Origin of the sequence: Bifidobacterium primatium (assembly GCF_002802875.1) — a bacterium.
Taxonomy (GTDB): Bacteria; Actinomycetota; Actinomycetes; order Actinomycetales; family Bifidobacteriaceae; genus Galliscardovia; species Galliscardovia primatium.
In genome coordinates, this window is record NZ_PEBI01000002.1 from 372,774 (window position 1) to 389,190 (window position 16,417).

Below are 16,417 nucleotides of genomic sequence, written 5' to 3' on the forward strand. Positions count from 1 at the left end.
ATGGTCAAGCAGATTCTCCGACGACTCCTCTTCGCCGTCATCATCCTGTTCCTCCTGAGCATCTTCGTGTTCGCGCTGTTCTATATAGCGCCCGGCAACCCCGCCCGACTCATCGCCGGCGAAAAGGCCAGCCAGGAGGTGCTCGACCAGGTCACCCGCAACCTCGGCCTCGACAAGCCCCTATGGCAGCAGTACATCCGGTTCATCACCCACGCGTTCCAAGGCGACTTCGGCATCTCCTACCGCAACCAGACTCCCGTGACCGAACTCATCCTCTCCCGACTGCCCGTCACGTTCTCGCTCGTCGGCGGCGCCGTCATCATCTGGCTGCTCATCGGCGTACCGCTCGGCGTGGTCTCCGCCACCCATCCCGGCACGTGGAAGGACCGCCTCGCCCAGGTGCTCAGCCAGCTGTTCATCAGCTTCCCCTCGTTCGTGCTTGGCATGTTCCTGCTCTACCTGCTCTACTACCTGCCCAAGCGCAACGGCTTCACGCTCTTCCCCCCGGGCGGCTACAAGCCCCTCGAGGACGGCTTCATCGACTGGGCATGGCACATGGTGCTGCCATGGCTCACCCTCGCCCTGCTCATGGCCGCCCTCTACCAGCGCCTCACCCGCGCCGAAATGATCGACGTGCTCGGCGAGGACTATATCCGCACCGCACGGGCCAAGGGCATCTCCGAACGCAAGGTCATCTACAAGCACGGCCTGCGCTCCACCCTCACTGTGCTCACCACGCAGCTCGGCGCCGACATCGGCTCCCTGCTCTCCGGCTCCATCATCATCGAACAGGTCTTCGGACTCCAAGGCGTCGGCGCGCTCGCCGTCAAATCGGTGAACACACAGGACCGGCCCGTCATCATCGGCGTGGTGCTGCTCGGCGGATTCTTCATCGTGATGATGAACCTGCTCGTCGACATCCTCCACGTGGCGTTGGAGCCGACGCTGCGGCGATGACGCCGGACGAGACGCAATGACAAATGACATCGGTCGAATGACATCGAGAAAGCGAATACGACGATGGATATGACGAATTTTCTGGTGACGGGATCGTCCGGCGCGCCGGCGCAGCCGACGGCGCCGACGACCCAGGACACGTCGGCCGGCGGATACTTCGTGCCCGGCTTCTACGTGGAGGACCATACGATCGACGTTCCCCTGGATTGGAACGACGAGACGGCCGGCACCATCACCCTGTTCTACCGGGAGATAGTGGACCCGGACAAACGCGACGACGACCTGCCGCTGCTCTTGCACTTGCAGGGCGGTCCCGGCGGCAAGGGGCAGCGGCCGATGCCGGGCGACGCCTGGCTGGGCGAGGCCGTGCAACACTATCGCGTGATCATGCCCGACCAGCGTGGCACCGGTCGGTCGACGCCCGTGGACGGCGGCATCATCGCCAAATTCGACGACGCGAGGCAGGCTGCGGATTACTTGAGTCATTTTCTCGCCGACTCCATCGTGCGCGACTTCGAATACCTGCGCAAGAAGCGGTTCGGCAGCCGGCGGTGGACGACCATCGGGCAAAGCTACGGCGGATTCCTCACCCTCACCTACCTGTCGCTGTTCCCGGAGGGCCTCGGCGCGTGCATGACCATGGGCGGCATCCCCGGCGTGCCGCCGGATGCCGACGAGGTCTACCGGCACACGTATCCGAGGGCGGCGCTGAAAAGCCGGATGTACTACGAACGCTATCCGCAGGATGAGCATATCGTGGCCGACGTGGCCGATCAGCTCGCCTCCCACGACGTGCGCCTGCCCAACGGCGACCCGTTCAGCGTGGCCCGGCTGCAATCCGTGGGCTCGGTGTTCGGCATGGGCACCGGCTTCGACCAGATCCACTGGCTGTTCGACGAGGCGTTCACCCCCGACGGCCGGCTCTCCGACACGTTCCTCTACCAGGTGCTGGGCCGCACGTCGAACGCCGGCAGCCCGCTGTACTGGACATTGCAAGAGTTCATCTACGGCAACGACCACAGCGGTCCGATGAACTGGGCCGCGCAGCGTGAACTGGCGAATCATCCGGAATTCGACGAGAGCAGGCGTCCGCTCATGTTCTTCGGCGAGATGACCTTCCCGTGGATGTTCGACGAGATATCGTGCCTGCGGCCGTTCAGACCCGCCGTGGAGCTGCTCATGCAACGCGACGAATGGCCGACGATTTATCGCCCGGACGTATTGGCCCGCAACGAGGTACCCGTGCAGTCGCTGGTCTATTTCGACGACCTGTATGTGGACTCGCGCATCCAATTGCGCACGCTGAGCGGCATCGGCAACGCCCGCGCCTGGGTGACCAACGAATACCAGCACGACGGCATCACCCACGCCGGGATGTTCACCCGGCTGCACGAGCTCATCGCGCAGCGCGGCGGCGCCCTGCGATGACGCCGGTACGTTGGCCGGTGACGTTGCGGATGCCGCCGGCACCTCGACGGATGATGGATGGAAGGCGTAGACCGTATAGGACGTATAGGAAAGGATGGGCATCATGACGCAAGCGACAACGAACGATGATGACGAAAGGCCGCAGCGGGAATCGGAGACGCAGCCGAAGCCGCAGGGCGACTCCAGCTCGAGACGACCGTTGGGCGCGAACTTCCGCGATTTCATGCGCACGGGATGGGCCGACCACGAACTCGATACCGAGCCCCTGCCGTCCAGCGACTACACGCCGGAGAGATGGAAGGCCATAGGCAAGCTGTTTCCCGGCGAGCGCCTGGTGTTCCCCGCCGGCGCGCACAAGCAGCGCAGCAACGACCTGGATTACGCGTTCCGGCCCAACACGTCGTTCGCCTACCTGACCGGTCTCGGCAAGGACTACGACCCCGACGCCGTGCTCGTGCTCGAACCGGTGCGGCACGGCTCGCCCGAGGCGAAGGCCGGCGCCACGCACGTGCCGATGCTGTACATGCATCAGCCGGCCGACAACAGCACCACGGACTTCTACATGTCTGCCGAATACGGCGAATACTGGATCGGTCCGCGCCCGGGCCTCAAGGAATTCGAGACGATGACCGGCATCGAGACCCATGACCTGGCCCAGTTCGCCGACGCCGTGGCCAAGGACGTCGGCCCCGATGCGGTGCGCGTGCGCGTGATCCGCGAATCCGACCCGCATGCCACCGCGCTTGTGGACGCCGCCCGCGCCGCCGGCGGCTTCGACGACCCGACCGCGAACGACGCCGATGATGCCGTGCTGCACACCGCCTGCGCCGAGGCGCGCATCATCAAGGACGACTACGAGATCGACCAGCTGCGCAAGGCCGTGCGCGCCACCTACAACGGCTTCTGCAAGGTGCTGCGCAATCTCGACGAGGCCATCGACCGGCCGCGTGGCGAGCGCATCATCGAAGGCGTGTTCAACGCCAACGCCCGCGTGGAGGGCAACACCGTGGGCTACGACACCATCGTCGCCTCGGGCGACCACGCGCCGCGCCTGCATTGGATGCGCAACACCGGCACACCCCGCAATGGCCAGCTGCTGCTCATGGACGCCGGCGTGGAGGTCGATGACCTCTACACCGCCGACATCACCCGCACCTTCCCGCTTGGCGGCCGGTTCACGCCGTTGCAGCGGCGCATATACGACGCCGTGTTCGAGGCGCAGCAGGCCGCGTTCGACGCCTGCCGGCCGGGCGTGCCGTTCTCCGTCATCCACGACACCGTGATGCGCGTGACCGCGCAGAAACTGCACGAGCTGGGCATCCTGCCGGTGAGCGTGGAGGAGACGCTGAGCCCCGAAGGCCAGCAGCACCGACGCTGGCTCGTCTGCGGCGTGGGCCATCACCTCGGTCTCGACTGCCACGACTGCGCGCAGGCCCGCAACGAGGAGTACTTCGACCGGCCGCTGGAGCCCGGCATGGTGTTCACCATCGAGCCCGGCCTGTACTTCCAGTCCGACGACCTGCTCATTCCGCCGGAATTCCGCGGCATCGGCGTGCGCATCGAGGACGACGTGCTCATGACCGAGCATGGACCCGAATGGTTGTCGGACTATATCCCCCGTACCGCCGACGACGTCGAACGCTGGATGGCCGCCATGGCCGACTAGCGTCACGTTGATGCGGGCGGCGTCGATACGGGCATCGGCCGGCCGGGCCGTGCCGGCGGGTACGATGGGTCCTTATGCTGCAGACTGAGGCTTTGGCCATGCTCGACGCCGGTGCCAACGTGTTCCTCACCGGCGCCCCCGGCGCCGGCAAGACCTACGTATTGAACGAATTCATCCGCAACGCGCGGACGGCCGGCAAATCGGTGGCCGTCACCGCGTCCACCGGCATCGCCGCCACGCACGTCAACGGACAGACCATCCACTCGTGGAGCGGCGTCGGCGTGGCGACCGCATTGGAGCCGGCCACGCTCAAACGCATCAAAACACGACGGCGCAAGGCCGTCGGCGCCACCGACATCCTCATCATCGACGAGGTCTCGATGATGCACGCATGGCTGTTCGACATGGTCGACGAGGTCTGTCGCGTGCTGCGCCGCGACGACCGTCCTTTCGGCGGACTGCAGGTGGTAATTTCGGGCGACTTCTTCCAGCTACCGCCGGTCAGCCGGTCGGGGCGAAACAACGACATGATCGCGCCAAGCGAAACGTTCCTGCGAACGCGCGAGGAATACGCGCGGCGCGGCCTCGACCCGGAGGGATTCGTCACCGAATCGTTGGTATGGCAGCGGCTGGCGCCCACGATCTGCTATCTGACCGAACAGCATCGCCAGGACGACGGCCGACTGCTCGGCGTGCTCACCGACATCCGCGACGGCGGCGTGACCGACGCCGACCGTGCCGCGCTCGACTCGCGCATCGGCGTATTCCCCGGTCCGGGCGTCGTCGCCACGAACCTGTTCCCCACGAACCGTCAGGCCGACGCCCTCAACGACCGTATGCTCGCCGCGATACCGGACGAAAGTCATGATTTTCACGCCGAATCGGCCGGTTCCGCACAACTGGTGGCGCGGCTGAAGAAGAACATGCTTGCCCCCGAGCACCTCGTATTGAAACGCGGCGCCGCCGTCATGGCGCTGCGCAACGACCAGGACCGTCAGTACGTGAACGGGTCCATCGGCACGGTCGTCGAATTCGAGCAGGAGAACAAGGGCGGATGGCCCATCGTACGGTTCGAGAACGGCAACATCGTGACCATGAAGCCCGCCGCATGGGAGATGATGGACGGCGAGACCGTGCTCGCCAGCGTCAACCAGGTGCCGTTGCGCTGCGCGTGGGGGATCACCATCCACAAATCGCAGGGCATGACGCTCGACCGGGCCGTCATGGACCTGCGCCGCACGTTCGCACCCGGCATGGGATACGTCGCGTTGTCCCGAGTGGAGGCGTTGGACGGACTGTATCTGCATGGCATCAACGAGAAGGCGTTCCTCGTCTCCGCCGACGCCGTACGACTCGACTCGCGACTGCGGGAGGAGTCCCGTGCTGCTGCCGAACGGCTCGCCGCCGAAGGCGCCGATGCGTTCGACCCACGCAACCGCTCGGACGCCGGTATCGCAGCTTGGGAGTCTTCGGACGGCGGCGATTTCGACGAATTCATGCAGGACGCATTGTTCTGATCTGTGGCGGTGGTTACCGCAGGTCGCGGATGCGGCGGCCGAGCATGCGCATGGCCTTGAGACTGCGTTCGTAGAACGCGGCGACGACGATGAGTGTGATGCCGGCCAACGCCAGCCACACCCACCAGTAGTCCGCGCTGAAGGCGCTGATCGCCGGCCAGAGCTGCACCAGCACATGGGCGGCCAGCACGATGGTGCCGCATAGCAGCGGTGCCTGCAGGCCGCGGACTCCGCCGGCGATGATCGCCGCCAATGCCATCGTGCCGACGGCGACGATGCGGATGTTCGACGGCATCGGAGTAATCCATGTGAGCAGCAGTGACGGCAGCATGGCGGCAAGCAGACCGAGACCGAGCGCCTTCCAACTGCGCAAGGCGGCGTCGCGGCGCATGAGCAGGACTCCGACGATGAGCGCGGCTATGGCGAACGTGAGCGTCGGCAGCTCCGGCGGTGTGACCGGGGCGTAGGTGGTGCGGCCATCGAACACCAGCGCGTTGAAGTTCATGACGGCGATGATCAGCGTGCCGATTATGGCGATGACGAGCAGGATGACGGCGCGTTGGCGACGGTTCCCTGACTCGACGTCGGCGGGTGACGGAACGGAGGGCGGCATGCCAAGCCATGCGATTGCGGCCAGGACGCACAGGGCGACTAGCTGCGGCATGATGATGACCGTCGGAGCGGTGATGAACGGGATGGCGTCGACGAACGTGCCGCAGCCCTTGAGGCAGGGCAGCGTACCTGCGGCGCCTATGCCGCCGATGGCGCAGACGCCGCTCGGCAGCATGAGGCCGGTGCGTTCCGAGGTCGTAAGCGTAATGATTCGGCCGTCGGCCTTGGCGAAGGCGGCCCACGCGAGCACGCCGATCATGATGAGACCCCACAGGAGGTAGCGTATGGTGCTCATGTCGCTGTTCATGAGATCTGCCAGCCGTTGCGTCGCATGGGCGATGTTCTCGGCATAGAAGCCGATAAGCGGTACGATGACGAGTCCCGCGACGATGCGAGGGCCTTCGGGAACGTCATTCGCCAGTATGAGATACCAGGCGGCGAGCAGCAGTACGGCGACAAGGCCGATGGCGACTTCCATGCCGTCGTGTCCGCTGGTGTTCAGCATGGCGAGCGACACCGCCGACAGCAGCGACAGGCATTGCAGGGTGCGCAGCGTATAGACGGCATAGGACGGCTGGGTTTTTACCGGTCGTTGCGGTTGCGGTTGCGGTTGTGGCGGTTGTGGCTGCGGCTGCACGGCCGTAAGCGGCTGCACGGCCGCCTGCCGGGATGTCGCCTCGGGTGCCGGCGCCGCTGCCGACATCGTCGATTGCAGCGACATCGACAGGGGCTTCGGGCGGGGAACCGGGCGTGATGCGGCGATTCCCTTGCCGGTGAATAGGCGCAGCGCCAGCACGGCTGCGGCATAGACGACCGGCAGCAGCAGGAACAGCGCCAGCACCATTGCGCGATTGGAGGGGAACGTGACCAGCAGGGACAACGTCGTTGTCGTGAATACCAGGGTCGGGATGACGAACCGACGTTCCAGCGTGCGCGACAGCCACAGCAGCGTGACGGTCAGCAGCAGCATGGTGACGAGTGTGGGAATGGACGGATCCGGCTCGAATATGGAGAAGAACGACGACCATTTGGAGACCAGAACGGTGAGCAGAACGTCAAGGAACACGGTGAACATCGCGGGAATGCTGAACAGCGTCTGCATGGCCAGCGCCGCGGCGGCGATGATGATGCTGAATATGCGGCCCGCCTCGCATTCCTTCGAGGACGGCTTCCACGCCGATTGCTTCGTGGAAATTCCTCTTTTGAGCATGCGGGCCAATGCGGCGAACGCGCAGGCGAAGACGGCCGCCTCGGCGCAGGGAATCAGGAACTGCCAGTCCCGATGCTGCTGCGTGTCGACTCCGGCGAACGCCAGCTTGTCGATGGCGAAGGCGATTGGTATGAGGGACAGCGCCGCGGCCGGCAGCGTCAGCGCCGGAACGACCGGCGCCGTGAGGGCGAAACGTCGGTGCAGGAACGGCCATGCCGCCAGCCACACCAGCGTGGTGACGATGGTTGCGAACAGCATGAGCATCGGGCTTCCGGGCTGGGTGGCGAGACCCATGTTCCCTATGGTCGCGAACGCGCCGGCGACCATGCCGATGACGACTACGGCGTTGCGCTCCACATTGGGGGCCTTGGCTCCCTCATATCGTTGTGCCGGCAGGAACGCACCGACGGGGATGAGCACGACGGTCGCGATGATCGCCGACGCCCAGAATCGGGTGGTCTCGACGTCGTGGAACAGGGCCGTGTTGATGGGGTCGATGGCGAACATGCCATACAGTCCGTTCATGAACGAGTACGGGGCGACGAAGGCGGGAAACAGTGTGAAGACGCGCAACGGGCGATGTGAGGAGGATGGTTCATGCGCCTGATGCGCACGCATGCGACCGACGCCCCACAATCCCATGCTGAGTCCGGAGACCAACAGCATGCCCAGGCCGGTGACGGCATCGCCCGGCACCGTTGCGAACGCCGGAAGCTTCGGGGCAAGCAGCGAATCTATGGACAGGGCGATGAGCGACGCCCAGCCGACGCCTTCCGCCGTGATGCGCAGGCGGTCCTGCAGCGCGAACGTCACTGCAAGGCCAAGCAGGCCGATGACGGCAATGGCGATGCCACGCTGCGTGTCGTTCAGCAGTGAATAGGTGAGCGCGGCGAACACGAACACCGCGGCCGACACCAGCACGATGCCCACGGCCAACAGCAGGATCTGCACGTTGAACCGCTGGCGCGGGGATGTGGGCTGCTGTGGCTCGATGATCGGCTGTGGCGCGGCGGGCTGTCGTGCGGCTGTCTGCTGCACCACGGTCTGCGGGGGAACGGGTTGGGAAAGGGCGACCTGAGGCGTGGTGGGCGGTGCGGGTGTGGGCGCGTGCTGCGATGGCTCGTCCTGTGCCGGAATGGCGGTGTGCGGAGGCCCGGTCTGTTGCGTGGACTGTATGGGGGTTGGATTCAGACGCATCTCGTCGAGCAGCTGCGTACGTTCGCGCAGCAGCTTCGCCGCCTCCATGCCGAGCTCGAGGATTTGTCGTGCCTGCGGGTCGGTGAGGTCCACGCCGGTGGGGGAGCGTCGCGGGTCGGTGATCGAGGTGAACGTGTCGGGGTAGATGTTCGGATTGGTCAATACGTCGGGATTGCGCGGCCATGCATTGAGCGTCACACCCTTGGGGGGTCGCGCCATCGGGTCCCGCAGGCGGTTGATGAGCCGGTCCCGCTGCTCCAGTGCCCTGGCCGCGCGTCGGCTGATGTCGAGCAGCCGTCGGGAACGGGGGTCGTCGAGGTCGATGCCGGTGGGGGTGAAGCGGCCGGTCACCGGCGTGAACGTGTCGGGATTCAGGGTCGTGGAACGCAATTGCGAGACGGACCGTGGCCAGCGGTTCATGGCCGGCACGCCGTTCGGTGCGGGTACGACGTTGTAGTTCATGTGCAGTCCCTTCTGATTCACTGCCTCTTCAAGTCTGTCACATTTCCGTGCCGGCGGGAAGGAAGGGGGAGGGCGTTTTTCGTCGTGCCCGGACCGCCGATGATGTCCCTTAACATGAATACCCTTGGGGTTTATGAGTTCCAAAGCATTGCGTATGTCTACGCTGTTCCTTCGCACGCTGCGCGAAGATCCCGCCGATGCGGACGTCGATTCCGCGAAGCTGCTGCAGCGAGCCGGATATATTCGTAAGGCCGCCCCGGGCATCTGGACGTGGCTGCCGCTGGGCCTGAGGGTCCTCAACAAGATCGAGGGCATCGTCCGCGAGGAGATGGACGGCATCGGCGCCCAGGAAGTGCACTTCCCCGCCCTGCTGCCGCGCGAGCCGTACGAGGCCACCCATCGCTGGGAGGAGTACGGCGACAACATCTTCCGTCTCAAGGACCGTCACCAGGCCGACTACCTCCTCGCGCCGACGCACGAGGAGATGTTCACCCTGCTGGTCAAGGACATGTACTCGTCCTACAAGGACCTGCCCGTCGTCCTCTACCAGATCCAGACCAAGTACCGCGACGAGTTCCGTCCGCGCGCCGGCCTGATCCGCGGCCGCGAGTTCGTCATGAAGGATGCCTACTCGTTCAACATCGACGAGGAGGGCCTCAAGAAGGCCTACTACGATCAGCGCGGCGCCTACGAGCGCGTCTTCCAGCGTCTCGACCTCAAGTACGTGCCCGTGTTCGCCATGTCCGGCCCGATGGGCGGCTCCGCATCCGAGGAGTTCCTCGCCCCCATGCCGATCGGCGAGGACACGTTCGCGCTCGCCCCCTCCGGCAAAGCCTGGAACGTCGAGGCGCTTACCACGCCCGAACTGCCGGCCGTCGATTTCTCGAACACGCCGGCTGCCCACAAGGAGGCCACGCCCGACGCCAAGACCATCGACAAGATGATCGAGCGCGCCAACGCCGACCACCCGCGTGCCGACGGCCGTTCGTGGGAGGCCTCCGACATCCTCAAGAACGTGGCGATCACCATCAAGCACCCCGAGGATGAGGACCACGACGAGCCGTGGCGCGAGGTCGTTGTCGTCGGCGTGCCCGGCGACCGCACGGTCGACATGAAGCGTCTCGAAGCGCAGTTCGCTCCCGCCGAGATCGAGGAGTCCACCGAAGAGGACCTCAAGAAGCATCCGGAGCTGGTGCTCGGCTACATCGGACCGATGGTGCTGGGACCGCAGGCCGAGAAGGCCGGCGTCGAGAACCCGTGCCGCTACTTCGTGGACGCCCATGTGGTCAAGGGCTCCGCATGGTTCACCGGCGCCGATGAGCACGAGGTCGACTACTACGATCTCGTCTACGGTCGCGATTTCGAGGCCGACGGCACCGTCGAGGCGGTCGAGGTGCGTCACGGCGACATGAGCCCGGACGGCTCCGGTCCGCTGAGCTTCGAACGTGGCGTGGAGATCGGCCAGGTGTTCCAGCTCGGCCTCAAGTACTCCAAGGCCCTGGACCTCAAGGTGCTCGACCAGAACGGCAAGGCCGTCCCGGTGTGGATGGGCTGCTACGGCATCGGCGTCTCCCGCGTGCTCGCCTGCATTGCCGAGACGCATCACGACGAGCGTGGTCTGGCATGGCCGTCCGTCATCGCCCCCGCCCAGGTGCACGTCGTTGCCACGGGCAAGAACGCCGAGGCGTTCGAGGCCGCCGAGAACCTCGTCTCCGAACTGGAGGCCAAGGGCATCGAGGTCATCTACGACGACCGCAAGAAGGTCTCTCCGGGCGTGAAGTTCAAGGATGCCGAGCTCATCGGCGTTCCGCTGGTCGCCGTAGCCGGCCGCGACACCGTGAACAACGGCACCATCGAGGTGCGTGACCGTGACGGCGAGAACAACGTGGCCGTCCCGGTCGCCGAGGCCGCCGGCGTCATCGCCGAGCGCGTCGCCGCACTGCTCAAGTAGTTTCTGCAGCCGGCTCTCCGCGACCGTATATCATCGGGCTTGCCTCCGTCGCCATGACCGGAACCGTCACGGCGACGGAGACAGGCCCGATTCGTTCTCCATGGAGCCGAACTCCTCGTCCGAGGCGTCGTTGTTCATGCCATGCACGCCGTTGTTCGGGATACCTGAACCGTTGCCGATGCCGGCATCCGGGCCATTGCCCATGCCGACGCCCAACCCGTTGCCCGCGGCGGCGCGTTCGGCATCCCCGCCGTTGGAGCTTCCCCCGCCATTCTGATTGCGCACGAACGCGCCCGCGCCACGATTGAGGTCATGGCCCACATGCGAGGCCTCGATGGCCATGCTGCTGCGCTGCGCGCCGTCGCGCTCCCACACGTCGGTGATCAGATCGCCCACCACGATGACGGGATCGCCCTTCTTCACCGACTGCATGATGTTCATCGCCAGCGACCGGAAGGCCTTGACGGTGATCCATGTGGTGTTGCCCTCCTGCCACTGCCCGGTGCGGCGGTTCCAAAACGAACGGGTCGAAGCCAGGCGAAACGTGCACATCGGCGTGCCGCCCTGCACGCCGAGACGAACCGGCTCCTTGCCCACGTTGCCGGTGATTACGATCTGTGACTGCTGTGCCATCTTCGGCCCCTTCCATGCTTTCCTCGCCGAGGTGCGAAACCTCGGCATGAACGTTTGGACCGTTCCGCCGACGGCGCCGGATCCACCGACGATGGGGAAAACAGAGGAGGTTGCAAACCGCCGGTGATTCCGGTCGTCGCCGGAACGGTGATACCCACTGTGCATCGGCGGCGGCATGAAAGGAAAGCCGAGACGGCATTGTGGAAAAACGACCCACCCCTGCCCCGGAATTGTGGAAAACTAGGCATCAAAAAACGGGCATGTGGATGGCCGAAGCCATATCCACATGCCCGTGATCGGAAATGAATCGCTATCTCGTCATCGGCGGACCGTCACCAGATGCGCACGCGCTGGTCGGGCGCCAGCCACATGGCGTCGCCCTCGGTCACATCGAACGCCTTGTAGAACAGGTCCACGTTACGCACGATGCCGTTGGTGCGGAACTCGGCCGGCGAATGCGGGTCGATCTGCAGATACTGCTCGGCCAGCTCATCACGGTTCTTGCCGCGCCACACCGAGGCATAGGAGAGGAAGAAACGCTGCAGGCCGGTGAACCCGTCGATGACCGGCGCATGCTCCAGCACACGCTCGACGGTCTCGGGACGGCCGTCCCCGGCGCCCAACGCGATGGCATACGCCTTGATGGCGATGTTCACGCCGCCGAGATCGCCGATGTTCTCGCCGATGGTCAGCGCGCCGTTCACATGCGGCGCCTGCTCGGGATGTCCCTTGCGGGTGTACTTCTCGGCCAGCTGTGCGGGCACGAACCCGTTGTACTGCTCGATAAGCGCCTTCGTGCGCTCCTCGAAGTTCGAACGGTCCTCGGCCGTCCACCAGTCATGCAGCCTGCCGTCGCCGTCGTACTTCGAGCCCTGGTCGTCGAAGCCGTGGCCGATCTCGTGGCCGATCACCGCGCCGATGCCGCCGTAGTTGGCGGCGTCCTCGGCATCCGGGTTGAAGAACGGCGGCTGCAGAATCGCGGCCGGGAACACGATCACGTTCATCGTCGGCTCGTAGTAGGCGTTCACCGTCTGCGGGTTCATCAGCCACTCGTCCTTGTCGACCGGCTGACCGGCCTTGGCCAGCTGATAGCCGGCCTCGTAGCGCCAGGCGTTGCGCAGGTTCTCCACGAGGGAGAGATCGTCGGAGACGCTCAGCGCGCCGTAGTCGCGCCAATGGTTCGTGTAGCCGATCTTCGGCGTGAACTTGGCAAGCTTCTCCAGCGCCTTGGCCTTGGTGTCCTCGCCCAGCCAGTCACTGGCCGAGATGGAGGCGTGATACGCCTTGATGAGATTGCCGACCAGCTCCTCCATACGCTCCTTGGAGGATTCGGGGAAGTGACGGCGCACATACTCGCGGCCGACGTCCTCGCCGCAGATGCCGTTGACCAGCGAGACCGCGCGCTTCCAACGGTCGCGCTGTTCGGTCGTGCCCGAAAGCACCTTGCCGTAGAAGTCGAAGCTCGTCTTGTCGAAATCCTTGCTGAGGAAGCGGGCCCAACCGTTGAGCAGATGCACGCGGGCCCACAGCTTCAGGTCGTCGAGATCGGCCTCCCGCCAGAAGCGGTCGATGCCGGTGAGGAAGCTCGGCTCGTGCACGATGGTGTGCGCCAGCACCGTGGTCATGTCGATGGGCTGCATCGAGGCGGCGGCCGTCACATCATATGCCTGCTGCCATGCCTCGGCCCACGCCTCGATGTCGAACGAGGAGAGCGTGGCCTTCAGCTGCTCGAAATCGGTGGGATTGTAGGTCTTGTCCTCGTCTCGGGTGGCCACCACATCCCAGTGGTGCTTGGCGATGCGGGTCTCCACGTCAAGGAAGCGCTTCGCCTGCGTATCGGCCTCGTCGCCCGTCTTCGCATAGCCGGCCAGACGCAGCAGGTTCGCGACCATGTCCACGTAGGCCTCGCGCACGGCGGCATAGCGCTCCTCGCGGTAGTACGCCTCATCCGGCAGGCCGAGGCCGGCCTGCTCCACATGCGTGATGTTGCGTTCCGGATCACCTGGATTCGGGTACACCATGAATCCGATGAGATCTGGGCCGCCCGCCGGGTTCAGGGCGCCGAGCACGCGCGTCAGCGCGGCCTTGTCGTCGGCCGAGTCCACGGCTTCGAGATCGGGGCGGATGGGGTCCAGGCCGGCGGCGTCGATGGCGTCCTCGTCACGGAACGAACGGTAGAGGACGGCCGACTTGATGGCCGGGCTGTCCTCGTCCTCGAGGATGTCGCGAACGTCCTGTTCGGCGTTCTCGGCCAGCTTGTCGAACGCGCCGAAACGGGCGCGGTCCGCGGGAAGGATATACGTGTCGATCCACGGGCCGTTCACATAACGGAAGAAATCGTCGGATGGCCTGGTGACGGAGGAGAACGAAGCCGGATCGATGCCGGAGATAAGCGTGTCTGTCATACGACCCAGATTAACGGCCGAACCATACTTCCGCCATCATATTCCGCATCGGACGATATGGCATGACGTTGAAGTATGGTAGTGGGGAAACAATCGAAGAAAGCGAAGCAGACGTGATCGAACTCAAAACCCCTCAGGAAATCAAGGAAATGCGTCCCGCCGGCAAGTTCGTCGGATCCATCCTCAAGGATCTGAAGGCCATGACCAAGGTCGGCACCAACCTCCTCGAAATCGACGAATTCGTCAAGCAGCGCATCGAGGCGCGCAACGGCGCCGAATCCTGCTACGTGGACTACGCCCCCGACTTCGGCACCGGCCCGTTCGCGCATTACATCTGCACGTCCGTGAACGACGCCGTGCTGCACGGCGTCCCCTACGACTACAACCTCAAGGACGGCGACCTCATCTCCCTCGACCTCGCCATCAACGTCGACGGCTGGGTGGGCGACTCCGCCATCAGCTTCGTCGTCGGCAAGAACCAGGACCCCGAGGACCTGCGCCTCATCAAGTGCACCGAGGACGCGCTCGCCGCCGGCATCGCCCAGGCCAAGGCCGGCAACCGCCTCGGCGACATCTCCGCCGCCATCGGCGACATCGCGCGCTCGCAGGGCTACACCGTCAACCTCGAGTTCGGCGGCCACGGCGTCGGCCACATCATGCACGGCGATCCGCATGTGCCCAACGACGGCAAGGCCCACCACGGCTACAAGCTGCGCCCCGGCCTGGTCATCGCCATCGAGCCGTGGTTCCTCAAGACCACCGACGAGATCTACCAGGATCCGAAGGACGGCTGGACGCTGCGATCCTCCGACGGCTCGCGCGGCGCTCACACCGAGCACACCATCGCTATCACCGACGGCGAGCCCATCATCCTCACCGCTCGTGACTGAGTAAGCCGACCGCACGGCCCACGCAGGTCGATCGAACGACCGCCTCGACGGCCCGGCAAGACGCGATACGCGTCGGCCGGGCCGTCATCGTATCCTCCGGAAATGAGCGAACGACGGCGTGCGGCATAATCATGCGGTAACCTGAGGCGAATACTGTTCGACTACGTCGTGTAGCGATATCAAGGGAGGGAATATGTCAACAGCAAGGCTGGAGGTGGAATCCACCGCCTACGACCTGCCGGTGGTGAAGGCGACCAGCGGACCTGACGGCATCGTGGTATCGAGGCTGCGTAACGACGGATGGGTCACGCTCGACCCCGGATTCCTCACCACGGCACAGTGCGAGTCCAAGATCACGTTCATCGACGGCAACAACTCGGTGCTGCGCTACCGCGGCTACCCGATCCAGCAGCTGTGCGAGCACTCGAACTTCCTTGAAGTGGCATGGCTGCTCCAGCATGGCGAACTGCCGAACTCGGAGCAGTACACGAGATTCCGCGACGGCATCCTGCGCCGCACCGTCATCGGCGAGGACTTCCGCACGTTCCTCGGCACCTTCCCGCGCAACTCCCACCCCATGAGCGTACTCGCCTCCGCCGTGAACGCGCTCGCCGCCTACCATCCCGACACGGTCGACATCAACGACCCCGCCCAGCTCGACGCCGCCGCGGCGAACATCATGGCCAAGGTACGCACCATCGTCTCGCACATCTGGCGTCGCCGCCGTGACGAGCCGATGCTGTACCCGGACTATCTGCGCGGCTACGTGGACGACTTCCTGCGCATGAGCTTCGCCGTGCCCTACACGCAGTTCGAATCCGACCCGCTCATGGTCGACGCGCTGGACAAGCTGCTCATCATCCACGCCGACCACGAGCAGAACTGCTCCACGTCGGTCGTGCGCATCGCCGGCTCCGCCCATGCGAACCTGTATTCCGCCGTGGCCGCCGGCATCAACGCGCTGTCCGGCCCGCTGCACGGCGGCGCCAACGAGGCCGTGCTGCGCCAGCTCGAGACGATTCGCGACTCCGGCAAGAGCGTCAAGGAGTTCGTGGAGGAGGCCAAGAAGGAGGGGCACCGCATCTCCGGCCTCGGCCATCGCGTCTACAAGTCGTACGATCCGCGCGCGGCCATCGCCAAGAAGTACCTCAAGCAGATCATGGAGCTGCGCGGCGACGCGTTCTCCGGCGAGCGCGACCTGCTCGACGTGGCGCTCGAGCTGGAGGACATCGCCCTGCACGACGACTACTTCGTCTCACGCCATCTCTACCCGAACGTGGACTTCTACACGGGGCTCATCTACCGGGCCATCGGCTTCGACAGGGAGATGTTCACCACGCTGTTCGCCCTTGGCCGCATCCCCGGCTGGATTGCCCAGTACCGCGAGATGCTCAACGACCCGGCCACGAAGATCGGCCGCCCGCGTCAGGTGTACACCGGCTCTCCCGAACGCGATTTCGTGCCGATCGAGGATCGACGCTAAAAACAA

10 protein-coding genes are annotated in these 16,417 nt (G+C 65.0%); 7 read left to right on the top strand and 3 right to left on the bottom strand.

Going from position 1 to position 16,417, the window contains the following annotated elements; genetic code table 11:
• The 4 genes from CS006_RS05410 to CS006_RS05425 all read left to right on the top strand — a co-directional run bounded on the left by CS006_RS05410 (position 1) and on the right by CS006_RS05425 (position 5,568).
• Positions 1-957 (top strand): ABC transporter permease, encoded by a 957-nt coding sequence (locus CS006_RS05410; RefSeq protein ID WP_100510761.1) that lies wholly within the window; start codon positions 1-3, stop codon positions 955-957.
• A gap of 69 nt (positions 958-1,026) precedes the next feature.
• On the top strand, positions 1,027-2,385 hold the full coding sequence (locus CS006_RS05415; protein ID WP_100510762.1) for an alpha/beta fold hydrolase: 1,359 nt from the start codon (positions 1,027-1,029) through the stop codon (positions 2,383-2,385).
• Between the two features lie 103 nt (positions 2,386-2,488).
• Positions 2,489-4,051 (top strand): aminopeptidase P family protein, encoded by a 1,563-nt coding sequence (locus CS006_RS05420; protein ID WP_165777260.1) that lies wholly within the window; start codon positions 2,489-2,491, stop codon positions 4,049-4,051.
• Between the two features lie 74 nt (positions 4,052-4,125).
• Positions 4,126-5,568, top strand: coding sequence for a PIF1 family DEAD/DEAH box helicase (locus tag CS006_RS05425; protein ID WP_100510764.1), 1,443 nt, complete (start codon positions 4,126-4,128; stop codon positions 5,566-5,568).
• Between the two features lie 13 nt (positions 5,569-5,581).
• On the opposite strand, the gene CS006_RS05430 is transcribed toward CS006_RS05425, so the two are convergent.
• Positions 5,582-9,049 carry an SCO7613 C-terminal domain-containing membrane protein gene (locus CS006_RS05430; RefSeq protein ID WP_100510765.1) on the bottom strand — a complete coding sequence of 1,156 codons (3,468 nt, stop codon included), beginning with the start codon at positions 9,047-9,049 and terminating at the stop codon, positions 5,582-5,584.
• 133 nt (positions 9,050-9,182) lie between these two features.
• Here CS006_RS05430 and CS006_RS05435 point away from each other — a divergent pair, with 133 nt between their 5' ends.
• Positions 9,183-11,000, top strand: a complete 1,818-nt coding sequence (locus CS006_RS05435; protein WP_165777261.1) for a proline--tRNA ligase — start codon at positions 9,183-9,185, stop codon at positions 10,998-11,000.
• 66 nt (positions 11,001-11,066) lie between these two features.
• Here the strand turns inward: CS006_RS05435 and CS006_RS05440 are convergent, their stop codons facing one another.
• Together CS006_RS05440 and CS006_RS05445 are read right to left on the bottom strand one after the other, a co-directional pair.
• A complete protein-coding gene (locus CS006_RS05440) occupies positions 11,067-11,633 on the bottom strand; it encodes a single-stranded DNA-binding protein (RefSeq protein ID WP_165777262.1) in 567 nt (188 codons plus the stop codon).
• A 332-nt stretch (positions 11,634-11,965) separates the two neighbouring features.
• On the bottom strand, positions 11,966-14,047 hold the full coding sequence (locus CS006_RS05445) for a M13 family metallopeptidase (RefSeq protein WP_279324824.1): 2,082 nt from the start codon (positions 14,045-14,047) through the stop codon (positions 11,966-11,968).
• Between the two features lie 104 nt (positions 14,048-14,151).
• On the opposite strand from CS006_RS05445, the gene map reads away from it, so the two are divergent.
• Positions 14,152-14,928, top strand: a complete 777-nt coding sequence (map, locus tag CS006_RS05450; protein ID WP_100510769.1) for a type I methionyl aminopeptidase — start codon at positions 14,152-14,154, stop codon at positions 14,926-14,928.
• A 193-nt stretch (positions 14,929-15,121) separates the two neighbouring features.
• Positions 15,122-16,411 carry a citrate synthase gene (locus CS006_RS05455; RefSeq protein ID WP_100510770.1) on the top strand — a complete coding sequence of 430 codons (1,290 nt, stop codon included), beginning with the start codon at positions 15,122-15,124 and terminating at the stop codon, positions 16,409-16,411.
• Positions 16,412-16,417: the final 6 nt, after the last annotated feature.